The sequence below is a fragment of the Cupriavidus malaysiensis genome (genome assembly GCF_001854325.1).
In the GTDB taxonomy this organism is placed as follows: Bacteria; Pseudomonadota; Gammaproteobacteria; order Burkholderiales; family Burkholderiaceae; genus Cupriavidus; species Cupriavidus malaysiensis.
The window spans coordinates 33042-53291 of the sequence record NZ_CP017756.1 but is presented as its reverse complement, the minus strand read 5'-3'; the positions used below and the strand labels follow the sequence as shown (position 1 = coordinate 53291).

Genomic DNA, 20250 nt, shown 5'->3' with positions numbered 1-20250 from the left:
TGCGAGTGGGAACGTACGCGATCCTGGTGCATTCAGAAAATGATTCCCGGCGCTGGAAGTTAGCATCGGGCGCACAGCCATCTCCTCAGGCAATGCCACGGCCAAACGGCCACAACCTGAAGGAGATAAACGATGTCTGATGTTGCTATGGCAATCGCGTCTGCCGACGAGCCCATTGCGTCGCATGTGGATACCGCCGACGTCGAGCTGATGGAGCCCGACCAGGCCTTCTATGCTCCCGTCTCGTCCGATGCGATCGATCGCTTGCTCGGCGAGTATCGAGACCGCAGAACCAGGATCACGCAGCTCGGTGACCTGATGGCCGGCTCACTCGGCGGCGTGATTCACTACTTCATCGAAGGCAATGCCGGCGAAGAACGATCCTACCGCAGCCTGTACCTCGATCGGCTCTTCAACCTCGATGGTGCCGTCAAGGCGCTAGACGCAGCCTACTGGTCCAAGACCCTTGCGCTGACCGATGTCTTCGACCTGATGCCCCAGAAGCGAAAGGACGCTTGGAGTAAGCAACTCACCGCTTGGAAGGATCGCGGGTACGAGCCAGGAAAGAAGCCGGAGGAAGATCTCCCGCCGTACACCGAGGAGATCGTCAGGCCGACGCTGGCGGGCCTGCTTACCGCGCGGTCCCAGTTCTTCGCGGAACAGGTCGACGGGATCTTTCGCGCGCTGTCTCGAGTCCACGTGACCAATGCACCGGAGGGATTCTCTCGGCGAATGATCGTTGCCAACGTGATTGGAGCTTGGGAACTCACGAACTCGAGCATGTGTGGCCACATCAATGACCTTCGCCGCGTCATCGCGAAGTTCATGGGCCGGGAGGTGCCAAGCTGGGGCGCAACGGAGGCTGCGGTAAAGATCGCCTTCAGATCGCCGGGTGAGTGGATGATCCTTGATGGTGGCACGATTCGCCTTCGCGTCTACAAGAAGGGGACCGCGCATCTCGAGATCCATCCGGAAATGGCATATCGGCTGAACCAGGTGCTCGCGCACCTGCATCCATCCGCCATACCATCTCAATTCCGGACCAAGCCGAACAAGCAGCCGAAGGAATGGCCCGTCCTCAGCCGGCCACTGCCGTTCTCGGTGATCGCCGTGCTGTCGGGGATGCGACAGGTGGCGGAGCGCGTTGGCGACGGCTATCCAGAGCAATATCGGCGCATACCGAACACCCTGCGTTTCGACTATGGAGTGGGCGGTGACGCAGCGCGGAAGGAGGCGGGCCGAGTACTGAAGTCCGTTGGCGCAACACCCTACGGGAAGGCCGGGATTGACTTCGAGTTCCCATACGATCCACGGCCGGTGATCGACGAGATCGTGACGTCGGGCTGCCTTCCCGACCAGAAGGCACACCAGTTCTACCCAACGCCTCCACGGGTTGCGGAGATCGTCCTCGAAATGGCGAACATTGGTGAGGCCGACACGGTGCTTGAACCAGAAGCCGGCCAAGGCGACTTGGCTGAGTATCTGCCGAAGAACCGAACCACCTGTGTCGAGCTCGCGCCTTTGCATTGTCGCGTTCTGCAGGCACGAGGCTTCAACGTGATAGAGGCTGACTTCCTTGCTTGGGCAGAAGAAGCTCAAGCGAAGGGCGTTCGTTTCGACAAGGTCTGTATGAACCCACCGTTCAGCGAAGGCAGGGCGCTCGCCCACGTGCGTGCAGCGGCAACTCTTGTCTCCGACGGCGGCACGGTTACGGCGGTGCTGCCTGCCAGTTGTCGTGGCACGGAGGTCCTCGCGGGCTGGGTGCACGAGTGGTCAGCCGTACTGCCCAATGCGTTCGAAGGCACCGGCGTGTCCGTGGTCGTGATGCACGCCTTTCCGTCGGAATAGGCGATCGGTCGCCTCAGGTCGGCGCTGTTCACGACCTGGTGCTCTGTACCGCGGCCCGGGTCGTCGACCCGATCATCGATAGTGGAGAAACTGCAATGGGAAATTGGTGTGGATCAGCGAGATCCAACTACGTGAAGGTCAAGGACATCGAGGGACTGAAGGAGTCGCTCGAGCCATTTGACATTGTTATCAATGAGGAAGGAGGAAAACACTGGTTGCACTGTATGACGGATGACGGCGGTTGGCCGACCGTCTACTTCGACGACGACGACGATGAGGAGCTGGAGTTTGACCCGGCGGAGCTGATCTGCCCGTATCTCGAAGACGGGCAGGTGTTGGTTCTGCTGGAGGTTGGAGCCGAGCGCCTTCGCTACCTGACGGGGCGTGCTGAAGCGTATGCCTCGGACGGACGGCGAACTGTCATCGGTCTCTCCAACATCTACCAGGCCGCAGCCGACGCCTTCGGTATCCCGATAAATGAGATCGGGGCGGCCGAGGAGTGATCCGGTAGTCCGCCCACACAAATCCCCAGTTTTCGCAGGCGCGGAACTGGGGATTTTTCCTTGCTACGGCTGGGTAGCGAGATCTCTGGAAGAGGGCAGAGCTATCGCATTGCGGGCACGCCAGAGTGCCACGATGGCGTCCTTCCAGTCCAAGTGAGTGCCGCACGAAACCACCGCTGCGGGAATACCAAAGACGACGTGCACTACCCATTGCCCCGGCGCAATGCACTCGTAGACACCGATCCGTGCATCAGCGTCAGATGGGCGGGCAAAGGCCTCGCGCCGTCGGCAAAGCGTGCCAAAGGTAGGACAACGTCTCCCGCGGCGTCGGTCGATGCGCTCGATGTAGTAAAGCCCGTCGTCCAGGAGAATGGTCGCCATGGTCATTCCAAAGGCTGGATTAGGCGGCCGCCGGCTGCCGGTACCGCTGTTGGAGCGCGTCGTACTCCGTCATCAGTCCCTTCCGATGAATGAGAAGGCTGGCGAGGAGAAGTCGCTCGAGAGAGGGGCTGATCAGCTGCCGCCCCGCAGACGCGCGCTTGAGGGTTTCGGCGGAAACGCCGAGTGCCTGGGAGGCTTGGGAGAAGCTCCAGCCCAGCTCGTGCCGAATCTCTTTGAACTCTTCGCCTGTCATCTTTCCTGCGTATCTCGGTAACGGTGTCACCATGATACGGCATCGAGACCGCATGGGCAGGAGTACAGGGCGCGCCGTCGCCATTAGATGTGATGCACGACTCGGGTGCCGCTGAAAGCCGGCACGCGCATGGGATGGGGCACCCAAGCGGGGAGATGACGTGCGGTCTCGTTGGCCCGGGCTTGCTCTGCCTTGCGGGACTCCAGCAGCAGCACACGGGGATGGGGGTGACGTACACGTTCCGCTCTGGGACGAACGGCTGCCAGGATCACTGTGAAGCACTGTTCACACCGAGCCTTGTCGTAGTCGTCAGCACGCACGCGATGCTGTCGTTCCAGCGCGTACACGACTGCGTTCACGGTGCGATACGGAACAGCGGTCTGCTCCGCGATAGCGCGTAGGGTCATTGCGCCCGCCTCGATGGCGGCCACAACGGAACTCGTTGCGTTCGTCCTTGCCATGATCTTGCCATCCTCGCAAATCAGCAGGTTCGTCCAGCCCATACCGCGGCTTGGTTCCACACCGGCGAGAGCCGGCGGTTCGATGCGGCGAGCTACCAACTCGAGCCGCGTTGGCCGGATTCTCGAACGAACGCGCCAGAATGTCAAATATGCACGCGGCGATGTTTAAAAACCATCTTAATGATCCGCATGGCGACGGGGCGCCCGCGTACCGTCCCCATTCGTGGAATGTGCATTCCAGAACACGGTACGGAGAGCGGCGCACACGGCCATCTCAAGGGGCAATGTCAACCCCTTACAGGAGAAAGAAATGGCCATGACCGTACGCGCGTTGCAACTGCTTGCCAGCATGATCGGGCGCCGGCGCAACGTCAGTGTGATCTTCGATCCCGCTGCCGAGACGGCTTATACGGACGGAAAGAGGGTCGTACTGCCGGTGGTGAGCGCTTTGGGCTCGGAAGAACACGGGATCCTGATCAACGGGCTTCTCGACCACGAGTGTGCACACCTGCGGTACACCTGGTTTGATGCGTGGGAGACGCTGAAACGTCAACCGCCAATCACGGGGAAAATCGCGAACATCATCGAGGACGTCTGGATTGAGCGGGAGCAGGCTAGGATTCTGCCTGGCAGCTACCGCAATATCGTGGCGTCGATGGACGTGATGATCCGATTGGGGTGGTACGGCTCGGCGAAGGTTGAGCCACAGGCCCTGCCCAAGCTCTTCACAAACTGGCTTCTCACCGAGATGTTGGGACGGCATTACCGCGACGACCGTCTCGTGCAGTACGCGGCGGCCCATTGCGCGGCGCTATCGAGCCAGGTGGGCCCCCAGCTCGTGGATGCGATGCGCGGGATCGCGGTGCAGGTCGATCAGGTCCATGACACTCACCGGGCGACCCAACTTGCCTGCGAGATCGTCTCCCTTCTTTCGCACGAAGCGAAGCAACAGGCCAAGCACGGTGCCCCATCGCCACTGACGGCGCTGCTTGGTGCGACGGCTCCGAACTTGGGTGAAACTGATCGCGGTCGTGCAATGGTCGCCCTCCTTCAACAAGCAGGTGTGATGTCGAAAGGCGATGCATCTGGTGGCCGACCGTATGGCGCGGCTGAGGGCGAGGGCAGCTTGATCGCTCCGACCGAAGCTGCAGGGCACAAGTACGAGGCGGAGCAGGACGCTGCTCGTGCTGCTGCTGGCCTCGTTGAGCAGACGCTCGGTATGCGGCTGGAGGCGCTACTTGAGGCGCGAACCATGACAGGGGTGACCTACAGCCGAAGCGGCGGCAGGTTAGACGGTAGGCGGCTGGCGGGAATGCGTCTTGGCGCTTTGGACGTGTTTCGCCATGTAAGTGAAGGGGCCGGCCTCAGCACTGCGGTGGCCATTCTGTTGGACACGTCCGGGTCGATGAGCAGGCCGATGGGGGCTATCACGCGCTCCACAGCCGCAGCTGCGATTGCCATTGCCGCGGGGCGGGTGCTCGGTCGGCATGACGTGCCGCTATCACTTCATGGCTTCGGAGATGGTGTCACGCAGTTCAAGGACTTTGGAGACCCTTGGGCACCCACCGAACGATACTGTCTCGTCCATCGGCAAGGGGCGACGAAACTGGAGTTCGGGCTGCAGAGGATCGCGGACCCGCTGCTCGGGAGAACGGAGACCCGTCGGCTCGTACTGGTTGTCACGGACGGCAATCCAGACGACGAAGAGCTATCGCTCGCTGTTGTTGAGGAATTGAGTGCTATCGGTATCGAGTTTGCCTTCCTCTTCGTGGGTTCCGATGGGGACAGCTTTGAACACCGCCTCCTCGGCAGGAGCTATGAGGTCTCCAGAGCTCGAGATGTCTCGGGCTTCGCGGCAGCGATCTTCGAAGCCATTCAACGTGCTGTCTGAGAGGTAATCGTACACAGATAGTCCCACTCTACGCCCAGCGTCCTGCTACCGCAGGCCTGGGCGTTTTCATTGATAGGCCCTGCAACGCCCTTCTCACCTGCAATGTGGTCGCGGTGTAGTCCGCCGCGCTCGTCAACCTCGCGCAGATCCGGCCCGCCATTCCCGATTGTGTCGGCGACGCGAATTTAGGAGTCTTGCATGTCAGAAGGTCAAGAGAATCTCACCGGCTACCCTGGTTTGGATCCCAGCCGGCCGGTTCATGAAAACAACAAGAGGATCCTGCTTGAGGCCCTGCGCGCCTTTGGCGCGGTGAGTGCCACGGTCTCGTACCAGGGCTACGGAGACTCGGGAGGTGCCGAGGATGTCTCCATCGTGTTTCCCGATGGAGTATCGCCCCCGGAGACCATGGACGTTCTGATCTTCGCGGAGACGCGAGAATTGCAAGGCACAACTTGCGCGCCCCAGACGATGTCACTCGAGGATGCCCTGCGAGAGTATGTCGAAGCGACCCTTAATCGGCTTCATCCAGGGTTCGAAAACAACGAGGGTGGAAGTGGGGAGGCTCGATTCACGTGGGAAGACGATACCATCGTCCTCTCTCATATCGACTACTACGTGGAATCGGATCACACGGAGACCGTGCTATGAGGGCGCACGTTTCCTTGGCATCGTGGCCCGGTGCGACATTGTCTGGCGCGATGGAACAAGCTTGCCGAGGCATGTGGGAGCCGCTCTTCGGCGAGCTGTCGGTAACACACGTGCAGCTGGCCCCGCAAATCCGAACGGTTCTCGACCTGGAGGTGGCGGACAAACTCAAGCTCGACCATCCCAATACTCGGTTTCGCCTCCACGCGAATGTCCGAGTCACCGAGAAGTTCACGCTGGCGGATCTCGCTGGTTTCGAGCGACACATGGACTGGTTCAAGGCCGCCGCCGACGTCAGTCGCGCCCTGGGCGCAACGGCGTACACGGCGCACGCGGGACGCAGGGCCGAGGCGTCTCTCGCCAGGGCGCTCCGCTATGCCCGACAGTGTGCCGACCTCTTCGGTTGCCCGGTCGGGATCGAGGGCGGCTACCCGGATCGCGCCGGTGCCCAGTTGGTGTCGAGCTGGGCGGAGTACCGGGCTGTTTTCGAGTCAGGGGTGCCGTACGCCATCGACCTGTCGCACGTCCACATCCTTTCCGAGGCCAGCGGGGAGCGGCAGGAGACCCTCCTGGCGGAAATGCTGGCGTGCGAGCGGTGTATCGAGGTGCACGTCAGCGACAACGATGGCCTTCGCGACACCCACGAGATCTGTGCCGAGCCTCCTTGGTGGCACTCGTCGCTTGATCACGTGAACGCATCGGCGATCGTCTTCTCCGAGGGACGCCATCGGGGGAGGACAACCGGCGAGTACGTGCCGAGACAAAGAACCTAACGGGGGCGAGGAATGACCGGTGCCCCACGGTCGAGCATGCTCGACCGTGGGGCCCATCCGTTCGGCGCGTTTGTTACGCAGCGCAATGCCATTTACTTCGGCAATGTCAACGGCTACGGCCATCCCTGAAGGAGAGAATGATGTCAGGCACGATGCAAGCTGAAACGACCCTGGTTAGCCTGGGCGATCTGTTCGGCCTCGAAGCGATTCGTGGCTTGAGGTACGGCGTGCCACCCCGCCCCACCCAACAGGATATCGAGGACCTGGTTCCAACCCCTGATCCCGCGTACGTCTTCACGCTTGACGAGGTGCGACGGCTTATCCTCTGGGAGGGTGGGGAAGTGGGGAGAAATCTGATGATCGGAGGCCCCACCGGTTGCGGTAAGTCGTCGCTCATCGAGCAGTTCTGCGCAAGGCTAAACCGCCCTTTGTATCGCTTTGCCTGCCATGGCGGTATGCTGTTCACCGACCTGACTGGGCAAATGACCATCCGGGCTGACGGCTCCACTGGCTTCGTCTACGGGCCCCTCCCGCGGGCGATGCGCGAGGGAGCTGTGTTGCTGCTGGATGAAGGCAATATGGCCCCCCCGAAGGTCGTAGGGGCCCTGAACACGGTGCTGGACGACGGACCGCTGTTCCTCCCGGAGACAGGTGAGCTCATCCAACCGTCACCGCGCTTTCGCGTTGTGGCCACGGGAAATGCGATTTCCCATGGAATGGATGCGGTGCATTACCGTGGAACCGAGCGTCAGAACATCGCCTACTTGCTTCGGTACCTCCAGTTCCAGACGAGCTATAAGACCGCGACGGAAGAAGCGGCAATCCTGCATCGAGCCGTGCCTGGCCTGCCAGGTAAGGTTATTGGGTTGATCGCGGAGTTCGCTCATGAAGTGCGTTCAGGCTTCCTGGAAGGTTCGTCCCCGGTTCCGGTGCCGACTCGCGTCACGAGAAAGTGGGCAGCCGTTCTTCACACGCGCGCGAAGGCATTGCGCAATGATCCCGTCAACGAGATGCTATTCGGACTGAAGTTTGTCTTGACGGACGGGCTGCAAGCCGATCACGCGAAGGCGATCGAAGGTACGCTGTCTCGAATGATCGACAAGCTCACCCTGACGGACGAGGACTTCAAGACAGGCGTTGGCATTCCGGCGACGATCCCGGCGCAGGAGGACCCGACCATGGAGCTCGTTGTGTTGCTCAATCCAAACCGAGGAGGCAAGAACGAGATCCGAGTGTGGGTGCTGGGGTCTTGTGACAGAACAGGCAAGACATTCACCGCCAGTGCTGGGATCACTCCTTTCACACCGTTTGTGCCGAAAGAGGACATATCCCGCCAGGATGCAATGATCGCGTTGCAGCAGAAGCTCAACCAACGTGGGTATGTCCACTGTCTTGACGTGAAACTCGGACCTTCCGTCGGTATCGAAGCCGCAAGGCGAGCGACGGATGCCTTCACTAAGGCGGTGGCTGGTGCGAAGCCGGTCGCAGTATCGTCGCCTGCGGTGCGAGACATCGTTTCCGCCTTGTGCAAGGCCAGTGGCACGCAGGTGGAACTCGTGATGAACTAACCCCCCAGACCTGTTCTCTTCCCAGGAAGAGACAGGTCTTTTTCAATTCTTCCGTCGGAAGCGTCGGTCGACCCCAGGGCGGCGAGCCGATCCCCGCCGGAACCTGTTCGATAGAAAAAGCAACTTTTCATCCGGAAGGCCCGCCAGGCTGTCCCAGTGACCTGAAGGGGGATCCGGCAAGGCTGGCGCCGCACCCCTCCGTTTTGTACCGCACGCAAAGCCATCTGCCTTGGCAATGTGAACCGCTGAGCCCACCGGGCCAGCTCGCCATAGGAGATCGCCATGTCAGTGCAAGAGCAGAACCCCGCATCCACATTGCTGGAGCAGGTAGAACTGGTGGTGTACAAGACCAGGCTTGTCACGCCCAATCGGGACACCGGAGAAGGTGGACGAAGCGGCAGCCGGATCGAAAAGGTCCTGCAGTCGTGTTTCGACCCCCAGATCCTGCGTCCGCTCGGCAAGAAGAAGATGGAAGCCTTCCGCCTGTGCCGTAACTTCGGTACGAAGTTGGAGGGGCTCGGGGCGTGGGCCGTCGCCCAACGGGACACCCCGGACCTTCTCGAACGGCTTGGCCGCATACGGGCGGAGTGGGACGTGCTGGCGCTCGAGCTAGCGGAGTCGATGTCGACGAAAGTTGAACAATGGGCAGCACAGCACCCGGCCGATGCCAACGAAATTCGCGCGTTAGCCCCCACGAGGCAAGAAGTCCTGGAGTCGACGTCCTTCTTCTACACCTCGTTCCGTATCAACGCCGCCGATGTCAAGGATGGTGGAGGCCTTCTCACCGAGCTGTCAGGTCTGGCGGGGCAAGCGTTGCGAGAGTTCGCGGATGTGTTGCGCGATGCGTCCCTTCACAAAGCAACCGGGGCGTCGTATCGCAAGGGTGTCAAAGAGGTCCTGCGCAGGATCGAAAGTAAGGCCAAGTCGTTGGCCTTCCTGGATCCGGTGATTGCCGAGGTTGCGAGCATGCTGGAGAGCACGCTCGCGTTGTTGCCGGCCGATGGGATCATCGACGGGCCCAAAGCCGTTCTGGTGAAGTCGCTCGTCGACCAGTTGCTCAACCCACGACGACTCGCTTCGCATGGCTTCGAGAAGCTGGCGGAAAGGACACCCGGACAGCCTGCGCCATCCAATGGTGCCGGGATGCCGCCGGCAACCGCCCCCGCGATGCCCGCAGCTGCCACGGATCCGATCGGCTTCGACGCAGCATCGGTCTACTCGTTCTGATCGGCCGCTGGGCAATTACCGGGAAGCCGGTGATACATCTAACCCAAAGGACTCGATTGCTTCGGCGACGGGTCCTTTTTTTAATTGCGCCGCCGACCGCCCAATAAAAAACCCGACATCGCTGTCGGGCCTTCTATCCATATTCCATGCTTTGCATGTCGCGATCACCGTGGCCGGTGGCAATGTCATCGTCGCGGTTCGATGACCTCAGGAGGATTTGAACTCATGGTAGTGACCGGCTTCGTCAAAGTCAACAGGCCAATAAAAAAACATCTTACGAGGAGAAAATATTGACACGCTAGAATGTCATGCCTAACATGGGACGCAACAAGGTAACGGAGGATGCCTCGAGGTTGAGGGGTGGTGCCGGAGATGGAGAAGCGGAGAAAAACCGAGATCCTGTTGCGCTGTTTGGCACAACTGCATCAAAGTGGCCCGGTGAGCTTGGAGAGCCTGGTCGCGACTGCTGGCTGCTCCCGGCGAACCATGTTTCGGCTCCTCGACGAAGCGAAAGTGGTCTATGGCGTCGAACTGCTGTTCGTTCGTGACGTGGGATACAGGGTCGAGAAATGGGGCGTGCTGAATGCCGACGCCGTCGTGGCGATGTACGCACGACCCCGTGACAACGGCGAGCGGTGATGGACGCAATGTTTGAGGCGACCGAGCTCTTCCGCTTCAATGCAGCGGTCCCAGAGAGCAATGACTTTGATATCGCGGACATTGCAGAGCGGCTGTCGCAAATTCCGCTGCAGCCCGGGAAGAGTCCGCAGTCATGCAGCCTGGCGGAGCACGCAGTCCTCGTGAGTGTCCTAGTTGACCCGCCCTTCGGTCTGCAGGGGTTGCTGCACAAGGCGTCCTCGGCATACCTCGCGACAGGGCAGGAGCGTGACCGGAATGCGTGCGGCCCGGCTGACCTGTACCACCGACTTCAAGCAGCCATCCTCGGCCGGTTCGGATTGCCGGCGACGATCGTTTCCCAAGTACGCCTGGCGAGCGCTTTGGCTATCGCTATTGAGACGAGACCGGAAGTGCCGTCGTGGATCGCTACCCCAGCTGGCTCCGCGTGCAGGACCCGCGAACTCGGGGGGCGAGGACGGTTGCATCCGAGGCAGGCGAAGCGCCTGTTTCTGGAGCGGTTCGAGAGCTGCATAGCCTACGCGAATGCGAACACTCATAACTTGCCGGCGTCAGAGACGACGCCGCAGAATCGGAGATCCTCATGCAACACGCTAGCCAGGTCAAACTGACCACGTTGTCTCCCGATCAAATGCATGTCCTGCGTCAGGAGGTCGTGATAGCGCTCGGCAAGGTTCGGGACGCGGGCGTCGAGAGGATCATCAACTGGAACGGGCGCGAATTGGTCCTGACCAGGACCGAAGGCAAGCGCGCGGACGCTGCGCTTGAAAGGCCCGGCTGTTTGGGCGTCTACAACGCGAACTCGGACATCGACGCAACGCTTGCCGACCTGATTGAGGTCATCGAGCCGAGCGCACCGGCGCGTGCGTCACGGGTACCGCGGAGCTCGCGATGAACCAGATGGAGCTCTTTCCGTACGTGGCGGCAGCTTACGCGGAGTCGAGAGGCGACGCCCTCTCCAACGGTGACCTGTATGAGCAGGTTGCGGTGCGAGCCGGGTTGTCCAAAGCAACTTTGGACGCGAAGGTGCCGATCGGACAGGCACAAGCGATGCACCGTCCGGTGCCCCGAACGATTCGCTGGGTCCAGCAAACGCTCAAGCGCATGGGCGTCATCGAGCGCGTCGCGGATGAGAAAGGCGTCTGGCGCCTCGCAGAAGACGCGCGGGCAAAGCTGAAGCGGGTGGAAACGGGGGCCAAGCTTCTCGCGTTCAGCACTGACCTGGGCGTCGCGATTTGGGCGCGAGCCCAGGACATCTTCCCACACCTCGATGAGCCTATTGCCCTGTGCGTGACGTCGCCGCCGTACCCGCTGCGCCAACCGCGTGCGTACGGTAACCCGACCGAAGCGCAGTTTGTGGACTTCCTCTGCGAGGTACTGGAGCCGATCGTACGCAACCTCGCTCCGGGCGGGAGCATTGTGCTCAATATCGGGAATGACGTATTCCTCGAGCGCAGTCCGGCGCTGTCGATGTACGCAGAGCGGATGCTACTGGCTCTGCACGATCGTCTAGGTCTGTCGCTCATGAACCGCATCCCTTGGGTGAACCTCAGCAAGCCACCCGGTCCAACCTTGTGGGCGTGCGTCAAGCGCGTGCAGCTGGCCAGCGCCCACGAGCTGGTCTACTGGCTCACCAATGATCCAGCGCGGGTCCGTGCGGACAACCGCCGCGTGATGGAAGCTCACACGGCGCGCCACATGGAGCTTCTCGCCCGGGGCGGCGAGTCGCGCTCCGCGGTCTATGGGGACGGTGCCTATCGGATTCGGCCGGGATCCTTCGGCCAGAAGACACTAGGCCGGCTGCCCCGGAATGTCCTGATCAAGGGCCACGCCTGTGCGGATACTCGGGCGTATCGGCAGTACGCGGCTCAGCAGGGGCTCCTGCCCCACGGCGCGACCCAACCCACATCCATTCCGGACTTCTTCGTGCGATTTCTCACCGAGCCCGGCGACCTGGTAGTCGACCCGTTCGGCGGAACGGCGCGGACGGGCCTCGCAGCTGAGCGTCTGGGCCGGCGTTGGATCATCAGCGAGTGGATCCTGGAGTACCTCCGCGGCGCGGCAGGCCTCTTCCAATCGGCTGCCGGATTCTCGCTCAATCCGGCCCTTCAGCACGGAGGCAGATGATGACTCGGACCGGACCGAAGCCCCGAATGCGCCTTCATCCCTCGGCCCACACCTGGGTCTGCTACAGCGGCTCTTGGACAGATCCGACCGTGGTGGCTTGCAATTACCAGATGGCGCGTGCGTTTCGGCGTTGGAAGGAGAAGGTGCGCGGCCAGCTCGGACGTCAATGGGAGGCGCCGTAGGGCGAAATGGCATGGTCGTCGCAAGGACACGAGGCCCCTTAGGAGAGTGCGGTGGCGCAAGCTTCACCAATTGAATGGACGGACGAGACCTGGAATGTTGTTCGGGGCTGCAATCGCGTTTCGCCCGGTTGCATGCACTGCTACGCAGAGGTCTCCGCAGCCCGCTTCTCGAAAGAGGGCATGCCCTATCACCGGCTGGTCCAGGCCACATCTCAGGGCCCCAAGTGGACAGGGGAGGTTGCGCTCGTACCTGAGTTGCTGGGGTACCCGCTTTCGAAGCGCAAGCCTCATCGGATCTTCGTCAACAGCATGTCCGACCTGTTTCACGAGGCGGTGCCATTCGAGTTCATCGCCGCAACCTTCGGTGCGATGGCTCTAGCGGAGCACCACACCTTCCAGATCCTGACGAAGCGCGCGGAGCGCATGCGGGCTTTCTTCGACTGGATCCAGCACGAAGGCGCCGCCAGGAATGGTCCGGCTCAGCTCTGCATCAGCCAGTTGCTCCGTGACGCCGAGTCGCTTCCGAAATCGGCCGAGAAGCGTATGAGGCATGCCGAGGTGGAAGGCATCCAATGGCCCCTCCAGAACGTCTGGCTCGGCGTCAGCGCCGAGAACCAGGATGCGGCCAACGAGCGGATCCCCACACTGCTGCGGACGCCGGCTGCTATCCGCTGGGTGAGTATCGAGCCGCTACTGGGACCGATCGACCTGGAGCAGGTGAAATGGTGGAGGGACCGAGACCACCATGTGGATGTTCTGCGCGGGGGCTACTGGACCAATGGTCCGCTAACCTCGAACATGTCATGGCGCCCCGGTGACCGCCAGGGACACTTCGTGAATCACTCCGACTTCCCGGCATGCCTCGACTGGGTAGTCGTGGGTGGGGAGTCCGGCAAGAACGCCCGGCCAATGCATCCACTGTGGGTGCACACCCTGCAGGCTCAGTGCAAGGCCGCGGATGTCCCGTTCTTCTTCAAGCAGCACGGGGTATGGCGGGAGGCGAGCGCCATCGCCAGCGACGTCACGCTGCCAGCGGAGGACTGGGCGTTCGTCCAGGCTGATGGAAAGGCCTTCTACGGTCACGAAGCGTTCCGAGCAAAGGACCCAGACGGCGTGCTCATGGCGCGCATTGGCCGGGAGCGGGCAGGGTACGAGCTCGGCGGCGTCGTGTACCGCGAGACGCCGATGGCGATGGCCGCCTGATGGTGTGAACGCAATCACGAACACTCACCTGGACGAAACCATGTGCGCATTGGTCCGTTACGTTGGCATGGCGCGCAGCCAGCTGGCCGGTGAGAAACCACACGGTAGACCTTGTGAGCAGAAGGAATCCCATGAACGGAATGGAAAGCCAAGCCACACGGGTGGTGGAGCGGTTCGGAACACGGTTCTTGACCTCCGGTGCGATCAAGGCAGTCAAAGAGACATTGCTCGGCGGATCGCAGCTCTACTTGTACGAGGAGGCCACCAACATCGGCCAACGCGGGACGCTAGTCGTTGGCATCGCACCGGATACGCTAGCCGGCCAATTCGGCTGGCATGTGGAGAATGGCATGAGCAATGAGCCCAATCGTGTCGTGCGGATCGTCGACAAGGGCCTCGTCACCTATCTGAAGCCCCAAGCCGTCAAAGCGCTCCGGGAGACATTGCTCGGAGGCTCGGAGGTCTACCTGGTCGAGGACGCTGCGAGAAGCTGGCAAAAGGGGACGCTCACCCTATCGCTGCATCCGGATGTCGTCGCAGCCGAACTGGGGTGGATCAACAATCGGAACCTCCTGGGCACACAATGACCCTTCACCCAAGCGATAGCAAAGCGTCTTTCGACGAAGCCGCATGGCGCGATGCATGCGACAGTGCCGCCAAGGAGGCTAACCGCGGGTCCGGCCAATCCTACGACTACTACGTCGATCGATTCAGCGCAGATATCGACCGCGGGCTGCACGTCTTCAACGAGGCGGACCGACCCAGGGCGCTCGAGATCGCCCAAGAATGGGGCTACGAAACTGCGGAGGAGCGCGAAGAAACGCGCCAGTGGAATTCCAGGAACGGCTACTGCTCCCATGGCATAACACTCGGGTGTTGTCCCGCCGGCTGTGGCTCCGGACCGGATGACTGAATCGACGTCGAAATGTCGCGTCCGAGTGAATTTATACGCTTCGCCGTCGCCATAATCGACCCATCCAGTTACGTCGAACTACAAGGGGCGGGTATGCGCCACAAGGTCTATCTGAACGGAGTACCGACCGGTACCGTGGACACGGAAACGATGACGGCGTTACGACGCGCAGTCCGATCCGACCCGAGCGTCTACATGCGTCAGTTCTCCCTCCTTACCGCAGTCGCCGGACGCGTCTTCGCACTGCTAGCCTGCCTGGCTCTGCCGCTCTCCATTTGGCTGGGGCTGAGTTACGTCATCGTCTACCCGCATGCCGTCGCAGACACCCTCAGTGGGCTCCTGCATGATCAGACCGTCCTGTTGGAAGGCTCATCCACCTTCCTGATCGCGTACCTGGTAGTGGACCTGCTCATCGGCGCGGTCGCGATCTTCCTGATGCCGGACGCCTTCGGTCTGGCCAACGCCTTTGCGGATGCCCTGCATCAACGGCTGCGCCATCACCTCGGAATCACGGGAGAAGGCCGGCTCACCTTGGCTTTGGAGCGAGGCGAAGCCGAGCTCTCCACTACCCCGGGTCGCCCGAAATCGACCGGGCTCGCCAGAGGGGTTTAGCCGGCGCGCAGCGCCTCCCGTGCTGCGAAGCAGCTCCCCTGTGGCGAAGCCACGTCCCCCGGCGCGTAAGCGCCTCCCCAGCCGCGTCAGCGGCTCCCCCGGTCGCGTAGCGACCCGGTTCCGGTGCTGCTGGTAGGGGTAGTTGGTGGGACCAATCTTTTATCTGGACCACCTCGACAGATCAGTCGACCTGACACCACCTTGCGAGGCAGACGTGAACCTCTTGGAGCCTGGAGATGACCATCGAATCAACTGAACTGAAGCACCAGGCCCGGATCGAGGCGCTTACCGATATCGAGTGGGCCTTGCAACAGCGCTCCGATCACCAACGGCTCGCCGGTGCGCTTCGGATCCTCCCTTCCACCGCTTTGTCGTCCATTGTCTTCGGGACGTTCGCGGCGGTCCTCGCTCAACGGTCCTCGCTCAACTCATCGGCTACTTTCTTTTCGAGAAGTCCGCCAACGGGACCATGTACTGGGTCGCGCGGTGCATGGGGTTCCTTCTTGGCTTCTCGGCGTACTTCTGGGCGCTCCGGTGCCTGCGGAAGATGGATGGGTACGCATCAAAGCTCGACGAGCTCCTTATGGCATACGAACCCCTCGATACCCAGGCCTATCGGACGCTTCAGGAGAAGACCGACCACTCTCGGTCGCTCCGGACAGAGTTCGTTCTCGACTAGCTGAGAGAAGAGCACACCGCCCTGGCCAAAGGCCAGTGGGACCAGAAGAAGCCGCTGCGCTTCCTCTCGCGCCGCATCTAGCAAACATCGCTCGATCCCCAAGCTCCTAGATCCTGGAGGAGCCAGTCGATCAGGCCCAAAGAACTCGGCTAATACCGCACCCATGACCACGACGAAGATCCCGCGCAGAACCATCGAGCACTTTCACACGATAGCGGCTCGAAAGAGCGGGGTGACTGGCTGGGAGCCATACGCCTACGAACGGATTGGGGACGCTCTTGTCATGAAGGGTGGCGTGCCCCGGATACTCACGGCCGGACCGAGAAAGGGAGACAAGACCTGGGACAGGGCGACCGCCACACAGGTGGTGGTGACCGACTTTGAGGCCGACCAGGAGGCCCAGCAGGAAGCCCTGCGGGAAGCCGTGGAAGAGAAGAGGTAAGGGCGGAACGGATCGAAACCGGGGAGACGCATCTCCGGCTTTTGGCTGGCGATTTCCTCACGAAGCGCGGAATCGCCGTGCCCGAGGCACCGGTGGTTGCTCCCACTCGACTGCGTCACGCCGACCAGGCCGAAACCGCCTAGCGGCAACCGGTCACCGAACGATCAACTCTCCAGAGGACAACTATGTGGTTCCGAAATCTCACTATCCTTCGTGTTCGCAATTTCCGCCACACGTCTGAGGCCCTTGAATCGATGCTGGGGAAGCAGGCATTTCATTCCTGCAGCGAACTCGAGCTTGCAGCGCAGGGGTGGGCGCCACCGCGCCAAGCCGGTCTCGCCCACACCGTAGGCCGGCAGATCCTTCTGCATCTGTGCTTCGAAAAGAAGCTTTTGCCCAATGCCGTGATCAATGAAGTCGTGAGATCACGTGCGGCCGAGATTGAAGAGCAGCTGGGGTTCAAGCCTGGCCGCAAGCAGATGCGCGAACTCAAGGAGCAGGTGATCGAGGAGCTGATTCCACGAGCCTTCAGCATCAAATCGACAGTCGCCGTCTGGATCGACCCGGTGAGCGGCTGGCTCATCATCGACAGTGCGAGCCGCCAGAAGGTCGACGCTGTCGTCGGCATGCTCTTCAAGTGCATTGATCCCCTCAACGCCGTCACTTTGCAGACGGCGCTCTCCCCTGTGGCCGCCATGACGGGGTGGCTCGCAAGCGACACCTCGCCGGCCGGCTTCACCGTCGATCAGGATGCGGAGTTGCAGAAGGCAGACGAGAACAAGGCAAGTGTGAAGTTCTCCCGGCACGTGCTGCAGGCGGAGGAGGTCGCTCGACACATCTCCGCAGGCAAGCGGTGCACGCAATTGGCCATGACCTGGAATGACCGGATCTCATTCGTGCTTACGGAGAACCTCGCACTGAAGCGGGTAGCGCCCCTGGACGTTGTCAAGGAACGGGCAGCGTCGGAATCGCAGTCGGATGACGATCTCTTCGATAGCGACTTCACTCTGATGTCGGGGGAGCTGGCAGGAATGCTGGCAGCCCTGGTGGAAAGCTTGGGTGGCGAACGGTCCGGCGAGGAAGAGGACGCCGACATCCAGTCGCTCACTGAGACAGCCGAAGCGTGACATCACCTGCAGGAGACCAATAACCGTGGCGAAACAACTGATCATCACCGAGAAACCATCTGTTGCCAAAGACATCGCGGCGGCCTTGGGTGGTTTCTCGCGCAAGGACGGGTACTACGAGAGCGACCGCGCAGTCATCGCACCCGCTCAAGGGCACCTGGTCGAAATCGTTGTGCCGAACGACCACGCGACAACGCTGTCTCGGCTCCCGGTGATACCGCCGGCCTTCGGTCTGGAGGCCCTCCCGAAGACCACCCAGGTCCTGAAGAATTTGGTACGGCAGATCAACCGCCCCGATGTCGACGCCATCGTCAATGCGTGCGACGCGGGACGCGAGGGGGAACTGATCTTTCGTCGTATCGTCAGCTATGCCAAGTCGAAGAAGCCCATCCAGCGGCTGTGGTTACAGTCAATGACCGCGGAGGCCATTCGTACAGGGATGAAGTCGCTGCGGTCCGACGCGGAGATGATCCCGTTGGCGACCACAGCGCGCTCCCGTGCCGAGGCGGACTGGATCGTCGGGATCAACGGCTCCCGGGTTATGGCATGCCTGACGGGCGTCACGACGCCGGTCGGTCGGGTTCAGACACCGGTTCTCATGCTCACGGTCGAACGCGAGGAGGCGATTCGCAACTTCGTCCCTCGCCAGTACTTTGAAGTCCGTGCCACCATTGGACTCCCCGCGGGCAGCTATGTCGCGAAGTACCACGTGCCGGACGACCAACGGGCAGCAGGTGAAGCTGCTGAGCGCCTCTGGGATAGAGCGACGGCGGACACCATCGTCGCCGCGTGCGGTGCCGCTGCTCCCAGCAGGATTGTGGACACGGCCAAGCCGGTCAAGAAGTCGGCCCCATCGCTCTTCGATCTCACGACACTGCAGCGCGAGGCGAACAAGCGCTTCGGCTTCTCGGCCAAAGAGACGCTCGACATTGCCCAGGCGCTCTATGATCGACACAAGGCGTTGACCTACCCGCGGACGGACGCCAAGGCGCTTCCGGAAGACTATGTTGATACGGTCAAGAAGACAGTTGCCGCCTTGGGTGAGCAGCGGTATCAGCGCGAAGCGGGTCCCATCCTGGCGAACGATTGGGTAAAGCCAACGAAAAGGGTATTTGATAACAAGAAGATCTCAGACCACTTTGCAATCATCCCCACCGGGGCGTTGCCGGCAGATCTGTCGGATGCCGAAGCGAAGATCTACGACCTGGTCGTTCGTCGCTTCCTCGCCATCTTCTATCCGGACGCGGAGCGGATGCAGACCAGGCGCGAGACCACAATCGTCGGCCACCTGTTCGTGGCCACAGGTTCCGTGCTGCGGACGCTCGGCTGGCTCGCTGTGTATGGGGAGACGGACGGGGAAGAAGGGGACCCGCTTGCGACATACTCCCCCGGTGATCCGGCAAAGACGGAGTCGGTCCAGGTGCATGAAGGGAAGACGCAAGCGCCCTCGCGATTCACAGAAGCCGCCTTGCTGGCCGCGATGGAAACCGCCGGAAAGGACCTCGAAGATGCCGATCTGCGCGACGCCATGGCGGAGCGAGGCCTCGGAACCCCGGCGACACGTGCGGCAACTATCGAGAAGCTCCTCGGTGACGCCTATCTGACCCGTGTGAAGGAGAAGAAGTCCGTCCACCTGGTGCCCACCGATAGGGCATTCGGTCTGCGCGATCTCCTGGTCAAGCTCGATGCCCAAGCACTGATGTCCGCGCAGACTACCGGGGAATGGGAGCACCAGCTCCTGCTCATGCAGAGCCGGCAGTACGATCGGCAAACGTTCATGCAGGGGATCAAGGACCTGACGACACAACTCGTCACCACGGCACGGGAGCGTGCACCGAGCGTCAAGTCTGCCGCGGCCGCAGTGGAGGCCGTCTGCCCATCATGTGGCGGGCAGCTTGAGGATGATGTTCGGACGCACCGCTGTGCCAGCTGCGACTTCTCGATCTGGAAGACGGCCTTTGGGCGCGCCCTGTCCCCGGAGGAGCTGACCCAGCTGCTCACGCAGCGCCGTACCGACCTGCTATCCGGCTTCATCAGCACGAAGACAAAGCGGCCGTTCAGTGCCTACCTCGTTCTCAACGATGAGTTCAAGGTGACCGCCGAGTTCCCGCCGCGCGAAGCGCAAGGACACTCAGGCTCGAGAGAAGGCAAGATCTGTCCGCAATGCGGCGCCCCAATGCGCTTGCGGCCAGGGCGGAACGGGCAGTTCTGGGGGTGCACCGCCTATCCTACCTGCAAACACACGGAGAATGCAGCCGTCACCACAAAGGGGGCCGCATGAACCGCGTCGGATCGAATCAATCCCGGCCAGCATCCACACAGCGGCCGACCTGGCGGGCCGCAATCAAGCTCACGGCAGCTGGGGCCGGGGGGACCGCGCTGGCAGTCGCCATTGTTGGTGCCGCCTTCGATCACTGGTGGGAAATCATCGCGGCCATGCAGTTCGGCTTCTGGGCGAACATCCTTGCGAGCTGGCTCGCTTCCAGCGTGACGGCCTGCCTCATGGTCTTGCAACACCTATCCGAGAGCGGGACGGGTTCGCGGGCCGGTCGGCTCGACTCGGTGCCCCGAAGTCATTGGGCGATCGGAGCGGTAGCCAGCATCACCGCGATGCTGTTCGCGCTGGCGCAGGTCTGTGCCTATGCGGACCGGCCACCTGTGACCGCGACCGAATATCTGGCGGTCGTTGTCATGTGGCTAGCCGTACTTTGTACGTCCTCGTGGACGGCCGTCCCGTTTCTCCCGAAGTCAGACTCTTGGGCATAGCGGACACCGGCCG

20 protein-coding genes are annotated in these 20250 nt (G+C 61.7%); 17 read left to right on the top strand and 3 right to left on the bottom strand.

All coding sequences use genetic code 11. The features are described from left to right. The first annotated feature begins 132 nt into the window (after positions 1-132). Both BKK80_RS34730 and BKK80_RS34725 read left to right on the top strand, forming a co-directional pair. Positions 133-1848, top strand: a complete 1716-nt coding sequence (locus tag BKK80_RS34730) for a DUF4942 domain-containing protein (protein WP_236904072.1) — start codon at positions 133-135, stop codon at positions 1846-1848. Between the two features lie 131 nt (positions 1849-1979). Further along, on the top strand, positions 1980-2351 hold the full coding sequence (locus BKK80_RS34725; RefSeq protein WP_157903454.1) for a hypothetical protein: 372 nt from the start codon (positions 1980-1982) through the stop codon (positions 2349-2351). A gap of 63 nt (positions 2352-2414) precedes the next feature. Here the strand turns inward: BKK80_RS34725 and BKK80_RS36920 are convergent, their stop codons facing one another. The 3 genes from BKK80_RS36920 to BKK80_RS36915 all read right to left on the bottom strand — a co-directional run bounded on the left by BKK80_RS36920 (position 2415) and on the right by BKK80_RS36915 (position 3488). Then, positions 2415-2732 carry a hypothetical protein gene (locus BKK80_RS36920; RefSeq protein ID WP_157903453.1) on the bottom strand — a complete coding sequence of 106 codons (318 nt, stop codon included), beginning with the start codon at positions 2730-2732 and terminating at the stop codon, positions 2415-2417. A 19-nt stretch (positions 2733-2751) separates the two neighbouring features. After that, entirely contained in the window at positions 2752-2985 is a 234-nt protein-coding gene (locus BKK80_RS34720) for a helix-turn-helix domain-containing protein (RefSeq protein WP_071073673.1), read from the bottom strand. An 83-nt stretch (positions 2986-3068) separates the two neighbouring features. Next, positions 3069-3488 carry a hypothetical protein gene (locus BKK80_RS36915; protein ID WP_157903452.1) on the bottom strand — a complete coding sequence of 140 codons (420 nt, stop codon included), beginning with the start codon at positions 3486-3488 and terminating at the stop codon, positions 3069-3071. A gap of 268 nt (positions 3489-3756) precedes the next feature. Here BKK80_RS36915 and BKK80_RS34710 point away from each other — a divergent pair, with 268 nt between their 5' ends. From BKK80_RS34710 to BKK80_RS34630, 15 genes are all read left to right on the top strand, one after another. Then, positions 3757-5337: a vWA domain-containing protein gene (locus tag BKK80_RS34710; protein WP_071073670.1), complete on the top strand. Its 1581-nt coding sequence runs from the start codon at positions 3757-3759 to the stop codon at positions 5335-5337. A gap of 198 nt (positions 5338-5535) precedes the next feature. Next, on the top strand, positions 5536-5985 hold the full coding sequence (locus BKK80_RS34705; RefSeq protein ID WP_071073668.1) for a DUF6878 family protein: 450 nt from the start codon (positions 5536-5538) through the stop codon (positions 5983-5985). 71 nt (positions 5986-6056) lie between these two features. Then, the gene (locus tag BKK80_RS34700; protein ID WP_084545947.1) at positions 6057-6755 is read left to right on the top strand and encodes an apurinic/apyrimidinic endonuclease family protein; all 699 of its coding nucleotides are present in this window, start codon (positions 6057-6059) and stop codon (positions 6753-6755) included. 137 nt (positions 6756-6892) lie between these two features. Continuing rightward, the gene (locus tag BKK80_RS34695; protein WP_084545946.1) at positions 6893-8323 is read left to right on the top strand and encodes an ATP-binding protein; all 1431 of its coding nucleotides are present in this window, start codon (positions 6893-6895) and stop codon (positions 8321-8323) included. A gap of 282 nt (positions 8324-8605) precedes the next feature. Beyond that, the gene (locus tag BKK80_RS34690) at positions 8606-9550 is read left to right on the top strand and encodes a DUF3150 domain-containing protein (RefSeq protein WP_071073664.1); all 945 of its coding nucleotides are present in this window, start codon (positions 8606-8608) and stop codon (positions 9548-9550) included. A gap of 372 nt (positions 9551-9922) precedes the next feature. Beyond that, the gene (locus BKK80_RS34685; RefSeq protein WP_071073662.1) at positions 9923-10189 is read left to right on the top strand and encodes a hypothetical protein; all 267 of its coding nucleotides are present in this window, start codon (positions 9923-9925) and stop codon (positions 10187-10189) included. A 580-nt stretch (positions 10190-10769) separates the two neighbouring features. After that, positions 10770-11081 carry a hypothetical protein gene (locus BKK80_RS34675; RefSeq protein ID WP_071073658.1) on the top strand — a complete coding sequence of 104 codons (312 nt, stop codon included), beginning with the start codon at positions 10770-10772 and terminating at the stop codon, positions 11079-11081. Further along, positions 11078-12313, top strand: coding sequence for a site-specific DNA-methyltransferase (locus BKK80_RS34670; RefSeq protein WP_071073656.1), 1236 nt, complete (start codon positions 11078-11080; stop codon positions 12311-12313). Before BKK80_RS34675 ends, BKK80_RS34670 begins: the two co-directional genes overlap by 4 nt. A gap of 233 nt (positions 12314-12546) precedes the next feature. After that, the gene (locus tag BKK80_RS34665; protein WP_071073654.1) at positions 12547-13698 is read left to right on the top strand and encodes a DUF5131 family protein; all 1152 of its coding nucleotides are present in this window, start codon (positions 12547-12549) and stop codon (positions 13696-13698) included. A 131-nt stretch (positions 13699-13829) separates the two neighbouring features. Continuing rightward, on the top strand, positions 13830-14285 hold the full coding sequence (locus tag BKK80_RS34660; RefSeq protein WP_071073651.1) for a hypothetical protein: 456 nt from the start codon (positions 13830-13832) through the stop codon (positions 14283-14285). 419 nt (positions 14286-14704) lie between these two features. Continuing rightward, positions 14705-15223, top strand: coding sequence for a hypothetical protein (locus tag BKK80_RS34655; RefSeq protein WP_157903451.1), 519 nt, complete (start codon positions 14705-14707; stop codon positions 15221-15223). Positions 15224-16065: 842 nt separating this feature from the next. Continuing rightward, complete coding sequence (locus BKK80_RS34645; protein ID WP_071073644.1) at positions 16066-16344, top strand: hypothetical protein; 279 nt, start codon at positions 16066-16068, stop codon at positions 16342-16344. 185 nt (positions 16345-16529) lie between these two features. Beyond that, the gene (locus tag BKK80_RS34640; RefSeq protein ID WP_071073642.1) at positions 16530-17471 is read left to right on the top strand and encodes a recombination-associated protein RdgC; all 942 of its coding nucleotides are present in this window, start codon (positions 16530-16532) and stop codon (positions 17469-17471) included. Positions 17472-17496: 25 nt separating this feature from the next. Next, positions 17497-19752 (top strand): DNA topoisomerase, encoded by a 2256-nt coding sequence (locus tag BKK80_RS34635; RefSeq protein ID WP_071073639.1) that lies wholly within the window; start codon positions 17497-17499, stop codon positions 19750-19752. Next, a complete protein-coding gene (locus tag BKK80_RS34630) occupies positions 19749-20237 on the top strand; it encodes a hypothetical protein (protein ID WP_071073637.1) in 489 nt (162 codons plus the stop codon). Before BKK80_RS34635 ends, BKK80_RS34630 begins: the two co-directional genes overlap by 4 nt. Positions 20238-20250 lie beyond the last annotated feature (13 nt).